Genomic DNA, 6,582 nt, shown 5'->3' with positions numbered 1-6,582 from the left:
CGGGTTCCGAATTTCACAAGGGCTTGCGAGCCAGCTCGGTGGGGTCCTGACCCATCAGGACGGCCCGGGTACCGTCGTACGGGTCGAGTTCCCGTACACGATGGCGCCCGTGGCGTGACCCACGGTTTGGAAGCTATTCAGCAGGTCGCAAGCTGCACCATGAGGAGCCGCTCGATCAGCGCGTGCATCGCTTGATGCTGCGGACTACCGTGGTCACGTTCAAGGAACTTGAGCACGCTTCGCTCGGTGACATGGCCACCCGAAGCAGGGTTACCGACGTGCTGCACGATCGGAGCCCCTTCAGGCCCACGCCGCAGAAACCAACGATCACCGTTCTCACTGCCGTGCAGCAGGTACGGTTCGACCGGTCTGCTGAACGCCTCCACCGGGATATTGAGCAGGGTCGCAATCGCGCGCAGGCGATGGTTCGTAGGGTCAGGCATACGAGCTTATCCGGGAGGGCTGCACGGAAAGCCAAGCCGGCATATTACCTGCGTTCTCGTGATGCAAAAAGGCATGCTGCCACGCCGTCCGGGTTAGCAACGGCTCAGTTGGCCAATGGTTCAGCTTGACTATCTCGCCTGCGGGAACCCCGCTCAGTATCGTAGGTTATCAGCTGGGTAGTTCGTATCTTCATCACGGCCCAACCTCAGCGACGGTACGCCTGGCAAGGTCCTAACCCTCTGCCAGGCGTCTTGCCGTACCAATTACGACAATCCGTATTCGATCTTGGTTTGCTATTGACCACACTATCTCGGTTCTATCTCTTAGTGAAGCGGTAGGATCGAATAGCGTTCATGATTGCTACTGGATCTTTCCTTGGGACTATGGCTTATTTTGCGATGAAAAACGCTCCGTCCACGCCCTGTGCTCTTGTTGTCGATGACGATGCAATGATCCGCCTGAATGCTGCAGACATCCTCGAAGAGGCAGGGTTTGCCACGGTGGAAGCCGCCAGTGCCGATGAGGCGTTGGAGTTCCTGCAGGAGCATCACCAGGCCATCGTATTGCTGTTCACTGACGTGCAGATGCCGGGCAGCCAGGACGGCTTTGCGCTTGCCCGCGAAACTGCCCGGCACTGGACACACATCTCGATCGTGGTGGCTTCCGGGCTGGCCCGGCCAGGCCCGAACGACCTACCGGATGGAGCGCACTTCATTGGCAAGCCGTTCAGCGCCCACGTCGTGCATCAACATCTGCGGGACAGAATACCTGAGCAAGACAAGCCCGCTCCCCTCAAGGCCTGATCCATGCGTAATACTCTCCGCCAATGGCTCGACAACCTGTATCGGGACATGGTGAGAACTGAGGGCTGCTCCCGCGAGATGGCCGCCATGGCGGAGACCCTCGCCCACCAGGGAGAACAAGCAACAGCCCAGGCCTTATGGTCTGCCAGCCGCAGCTATCAAGTTAGAGCGATCACGTATCGCGCCCAAATTGCCGCGCTTACCGATTGCCATACAGATCTATTAAGTGAGCCTTCGTCCGAAAAAGGGTCGATGTACTAGTAATGCTTTTCTATAAATCCATGGCGCGCCCATCCTGCCGCATGCCCGACCAATGCCGCGCCAAAGGTCGTGGGGGACCTTGTCGCTTATGCGATGCTGAAGCGATCGCCCGTCGTGCTGTTCAGTTGCGCGATCGGATCGCGGCCAACAGCGCAGAAGGACGTCCGCCGTATGCCCAACGTGAGGTGTTGCCGGATGGACTGACCCACCGCAGCCAGAACGAGTGACTGGCGCTCGATTTAATCGGGCCATGAGCGTAAGTCGGTGTGATGATCGCTACCAACTCGCTTGCCGACGCCCTTCCCCTCGTGGCGGCACTGGCCGAAGAACTCGCCTTTGCGCTGACCTCCGACCTCATGGCCGAGCAGTACCGGAGGCCCAGCCCGGCCCTCGACCAGCTTGCCGCCGCCAAGACCTTCCTTGATCGGCACGAACACCCAGTAGGGCCGCACGCGCAGGAGGTGGTTGAGATTGCTACCGCGCAAGGCGGACTGCCTAGCTAGTTGATCAGGATCATGATGCATGTGCAAGCAACCGATCTGCGGGTACGTCCTTAGTGAATATATCAGGTATTGCGAAAATGTAACATATCAAATATTACAGCAACTTGTGCCAACTCATAATTTGTGAGTTGTGAATGCGCTCTGGAGGCAGATTTCGCACCAGATTTCTGAACTAAGCAAAAGAATGAAACAGTGCCGGCCGAGCGGCGGCGCGAAACTCACGAGTTTTGCACCAAGCAGCTGCTCCTGGTTCCATACGCCAAGCTGTCAGGCGACATGACAAACTGACCCCCTGGCGTCATGAGGATCTGGCCCCTCGATGAGCGAGGAGGTCGCGATGCTGAAGAACGAGGCTCAGGCTCTGGAGCGGACGGACGATCCGCGGAGGGCCGAGATGAAGACGCCGGATGACGTGACGGCGATGCGGCGGCTCAAGGCTCTCGGCTGGGGCGCCAAGCGGATCGCGGCGGAGCTTGGCTGCTCGAAGACCACCGTGAAGGACTGGCAGCAGCGGGGCGAGTGGCGACCCTGCGCCAAGCCCTCGCGCTCCCGGCAACTCGACGGCCTCACCGACTGGCTGGCCGCCCGCTTCCGGCAGCATGCGGGCAATGCCGACGTCGTGCGCCAGGACCTGGCGACCGAGAAGGGCATCCACGTCAGCCTGCGCACGGTCGAGCGCGCCGTGGCTCCCCTGCGCCAGGACCTGGTCGCGGCGGCCCGGGCGACGGTGCGGTTCGAGACGCCGCCGGGCGAGCAGATGCAGATCGACTTCGGCGAGCGCCGGGTGACGATCGGCGCGGAGCCCACCCGCGTGTTCCTGTTCGTGGCCACGCTCGGCTACTCGCGCCGTCTGCACGTGCGGGCCTTCGGCCACGAGCGACAGGAGGATTGGTTTGCCGGCCTGGAGAGCGCCTTCCGGGCCTTCGGGGGCGTGCCGCGCGAGGTGCTGCTCGACAACGCCCGCGCCCTGGTCCTGCACCACGACCCGGTCAGCCGCGAGGTCGTGTTCCACCCGCGCCTGCAGGCCTTCGCCAAACACGGGGGCTTCCGGGTCCGGGCCTGCGCGCCGTACCGTGCCCGCACCAAGGGCAAGGACGAGCGCGGGGTCGGCTACGTCAAGAGGAACGCCGTGGCCGGACGCTCCTTTGCGAGCTTTGCCGGCCTGGAAGCGCATCTCGACGCCTGGACCCGCGAGGTCGCCGACCAGCGCACCCACGGCACGACCGGCGAGGCGCCGGCCGACCGCTTCGCGCGCGACGAGGCCGGCGCCCTCACGCCCCTCGGCGGTGTGCCGCCCTTCACCACCGCGCGCGACCTGGTGCGCCGGGTCGGGGCGAATTGCGCGGTCGCCGTCGACGGCAACGCCTACTCGGTGCCCTGGCGGCTGATCGGCGAGGCGGTGCGCGTCACCGTGAGCGGGGCGAGGGTGCGCGTCCACCATGGCGGGCAGGAGGTCGCCAGCCATGCCGAGCTGACGGGACCCCATGGACGGGCGGTCGACGACGCCCACCTGGCCGGGCTGGTCGGCAGCCGGGACCGGCCCGCCTACCGGGGCGATCCCGTCCCGCTCGTCGAGGCATCGCCGCCGACGCTGCTGCGGCCGCTCTCGGAATACGAGGCCGTGGCCGGGGGAGGCTTCTGATGAGCGAGGAGCACGATCACCTCACGGCGCTGCTCGGGCGGCTGAAGCTGACGGCGCTCCGCGACCAGCTCGACACGCTGATCGACGAGGCCGGCCGGCGCGAGCTGACGATCCAGGAGGCGCTGACCTTGTTCTGCGAGCGGGAGGTGGCGCGGCGCGACCAGCGGCGGATCGAGATGGCCTTCGGGCTGGCACGCTTCCCGTTCGTGCGCGACCTTACCGGCTTCGACTTCGCGGCCCAGCCGTCCCTCGATAAGGGGTAGATCCGCGAGATCGCCACCGGCCGGCTGCGCGAGAAGCGGCGCAGCGGTCTGCTGCAGCGGGCGACGTCCGCCCCTCAACCCACACCCGTTTAGGATTGGAAACTGGAGGGGCCAATTCTTCGTGACGCAAAGGGGTCAGTTCCGGGCGTCGCTTGACACAAGCTTATGCGCATGGCGCCAAGAAGCCCCGGCGAGGGGGAAGTTCCTAGCGGCGCGCCATTAATTGCACTCGCTGGCGCTATGGCGAGCAGCGCGCATCAGGGAGGCGTATGGGACCGAGAAAGTGGGATCTGGCCTGAAAGGCCGTGACCGATCCTCAGCAGCGGCGGCTGTGATTCATTGAGCGTACCCGCCAAAGCCACCAAGAAGGGTCTCATTGGAATACCCAGCTGCACCGGTTCACTTAGGATGGTTTGCAGCTGCAGGTTCAGTTTGGATGGTTGAGCCGCGGTTCCCGAACCGCTTCGAAGGCGGTTCACCAAGGGCACGGCCAAGGCGAACCGGCTTAGCGCGCACGGCATCGTCCGTTGGGACCATATCCGCATGCTCGACTGTCCACTGAGTGAATTCGACCCTGGCGGACGGTCTCCCGACCGGTCGCGGCGGTGTCTACAGTGGTATGCCCCTATGGACGGCCGGAATAACGAACGGACCTCGGAGCGCCGCGCCTGCGATCTGCTCCGGGTGGGACGCGGGTCCTTCCGGGCGAGGCAGGTCTGCTATGATGCTCAATGCGCGAAGGCGAAACCGAACTCGACATGGTCAGGCGGCACGTCAAGAACGGTGCCCAGCACATCGCGAAGCAACGCGCCCTCATCACTCGACTGCGGCGGAAGGGCCTATCGACTGCTGAAGCGGAAGCGCTCCTGGCCACCTTTGAGGACCTTCAGCGTCAGCATCAGGATCATTTTGCACGGATTAAAGCGCGCGGAAGCGAGGGGTCCGCTTAGGGTGGAAAGCGGACGGCTCGGCTTACCCGCCCCGCCTTCACGCCTGCGACAATGACGACATGGAACAATCGGTATAACAAATCAGGGGGAAACGCTGTGAAAGATGTGGTAATGGGGCTTCAATCGTCGGCTTCAATTATTTGGCACGCCTGCGAGTGAGAGCATGTGCTCCCGCCAATAAAGGGAGCATATGCCATGCCGCGCTTCTTTTTCAACGTCTCTGATACTAAGACGCTATTTGATCCTGAAAATACAGAATTACCAAATTGGCAGGTGGCCAGGATTTTCGCTATCCGCTAATGGGCGAAATCCTCCAAAGTGATGCCAAGGATATTGCAGAAAGCGATGATTGGCACATCGATGTAACCGACGAAAACGGATTGGTTATGATGCGCCTTGATTTCAGTATATTGCTGTCGCCGATGATTGATCGCACAAACATGCTTAACGACGACCATGCAATCCATCTTGCGAGGATATTGGAGGGGCAGCTGGTTCCTCGGAATGACCGCTGAGGGTCGAAAGCAATCCCCAACGGCGCTTAAAATCCGCTAGGGTATGCCCCTATGGACGGCCGGAATACGAACGGACCATGGAACCGATATGACAGGGGGTCATTGGCTCGGCAGTCACCCCAGCCTGCCGCTCCAGAGCCGCTCGACTGGCGTCACAGGCGGGTCGGGCTCCGTGACGGAGAAAACGCACCGGCCCGCCTTACCGTGGTCTAACCCTTCCGCAAGGATTGCCTGCCAGCGGATGGGGTGCAAAACCTTCGTCGTCTCGCCTTCCCGATCACCCTTTCGGCGAGATTAGCGGGCCGGGTCTCTTCGGAGGGAACACCCCGGCCCGCTGCCATCCCATGCGGCCCTTCGCGAGACTAGGCCGATCACGCTCCGGTTCTTGGCACCAGCGCGAAACCTTGGCCATTACGCCGCGTTTATGCAACCACGTTTCAATGCGCCTATCCACGTCTCGGCAACGCCGCCAGATGCGATCAGCGTGCTCCGGAAGACGGGATCCGAGGTCTAAGCCGCCATGAGGCCGCGCTGTGGCGCGGTGATCGTGCAGACGACACCCGCTGCCGGATAGCTCAGATCCACCTCCCCATCGAAGCTGCCGGCAAGGCCGCGCCCGATCAGTCGGGTCCCGAACCCGGTCCGCTTGGGCGCCACCACCGGCGGCCCGCCGGCCTCGCTCCACCGCAACATGACCGAAGCGTCGTCGCCCTCACCGCTGAGGGTCCAGCAGATCGTGACCCGACCGTCCGCGGTGGACAGCGCGCCATACTTGGCGGCGTTGGTCGCCAGCTCGTGCAGCATCAGCGACAGCGACAGCGCCGCCTTGGAACCGACCATCACGGTCGGGCCATCGAGGACGAACCGGTTGGGGCAATCGCGGTGGATGTCGAGTGCGCTCTCGATCACGCTCCTCAGAGGGGCTTTCGAGAGGGAACCACCGAGCAGGAGATCGTGCGACTTGCCCAGGGCGATCAGCCGGTTGGCCAGCACATTTCGGGCGGTATCCAGATCGGCGGCGCCGCGCATCGTCTGCGTGGCGATGGACTGCACCATCGCCAGCATATTTTTCATGCGGTGGCTCAGCTCATGGTTGAGCAGCCGCTGCTGGGCCTCCGCCTCGACGCGCGCGATGGCCGTCCGGGTGCGGTCAACGACGTTACGCACGAAGGCAATGTCCTCGTGTGCCCACGTCCCTGGC

At 63.1% G+C, this 6,582-nt stretch carries 7 protein-coding genes; 5 read left to right on the top strand and 2 right to left on the bottom strand.

Annotated elements, in window-relative coordinates; genetic code table 11:
• Window positions 1-137 precede the first annotated feature (137 nt).
• A complete protein-coding gene (locus A5481_RS31665) occupies window positions 138-443 on the bottom strand; it encodes a hypothetical protein (RefSeq protein WP_048435735.1) in 306 nt (101 codons plus the stop codon).
• Between the two features lie 354 nt (window positions 444-797).
• Between A5481_RS31665 and A5481_RS31660 the strand changes: the two genes are divergently transcribed.
• The 5 genes from A5481_RS31660 to A5481_RS34435 all read left to right on the top strand — a co-directional run bounded on the left by A5481_RS31660 (window position 798) and on the right by A5481_RS34435 (window position 5,381).
• Window positions 798-1,247 (top strand): response regulator, encoded by a 450-nt coding sequence (locus A5481_RS31660; protein ID WP_425350248.1) that lies wholly within the window; start codon window positions 798-800, stop codon window positions 1,245-1,247.
• Window positions 1,248-1,777: 530 nt separating this feature from the next.
• A complete protein-coding gene (locus tag A5481_RS31655; RefSeq protein ID WP_048435736.1) occupies window positions 1,778-2,011 on the top strand; it encodes a hypothetical protein in 234 nt (77 codons plus the stop codon).
• A gap of 337 nt (window positions 2,012-2,348) precedes the next feature.
• A complete protein-coding gene (istA, locus tag A5481_RS31650; protein ID WP_048435747.1) occupies window positions 2,349-3,653 on the top strand; it encodes an IS21 family transposase in 1,305 nt (434 codons plus the stop codon).
• On the top strand, window positions 3,653-3,916 hold the full coding sequence (locus A5481_RS31645) for an ATP-binding protein (protein ID WP_048435748.1): 264 nt from the start codon (window positions 3,653-3,655) through the stop codon (window positions 3,914-3,916). The genes istA and A5481_RS31645 overlap by 1 nt, the downstream gene beginning before the upstream one ends.
• 1,216 nt (window positions 3,917-5,132) lie before the next feature.
• Window positions 5,133-5,381, top strand: coding sequence for a hypothetical protein (locus A5481_RS34435; protein WP_156311983.1), 249 nt, complete (start codon window positions 5,133-5,135; stop codon window positions 5,379-5,381).
• Between the two features lie 510 nt (window positions 5,382-5,891).
• Here A5481_RS34435 and A5481_RS31640 read toward each other — a convergent pair.
• On the bottom strand, window positions 5,892-6,582 hold a 691-nt coding region (locus A5481_RS31640; RefSeq protein WP_197514284.1), incomplete at its 5' end, for a sensor histidine kinase.

The organism is Methylobacterium platani, assembly GCF_001653715.1.
GTDB classification, from domain to species: domain Bacteria; phylum Pseudomonadota; class Alphaproteobacteria; order Rhizobiales; family Beijerinckiaceae; genus Methylobacterium; species Methylobacterium platani.
The sequence above is the reverse complement of the archived record's forward strand: the minus strand, read 5'-3'. Positions and strand labels throughout refer to the sequence as shown.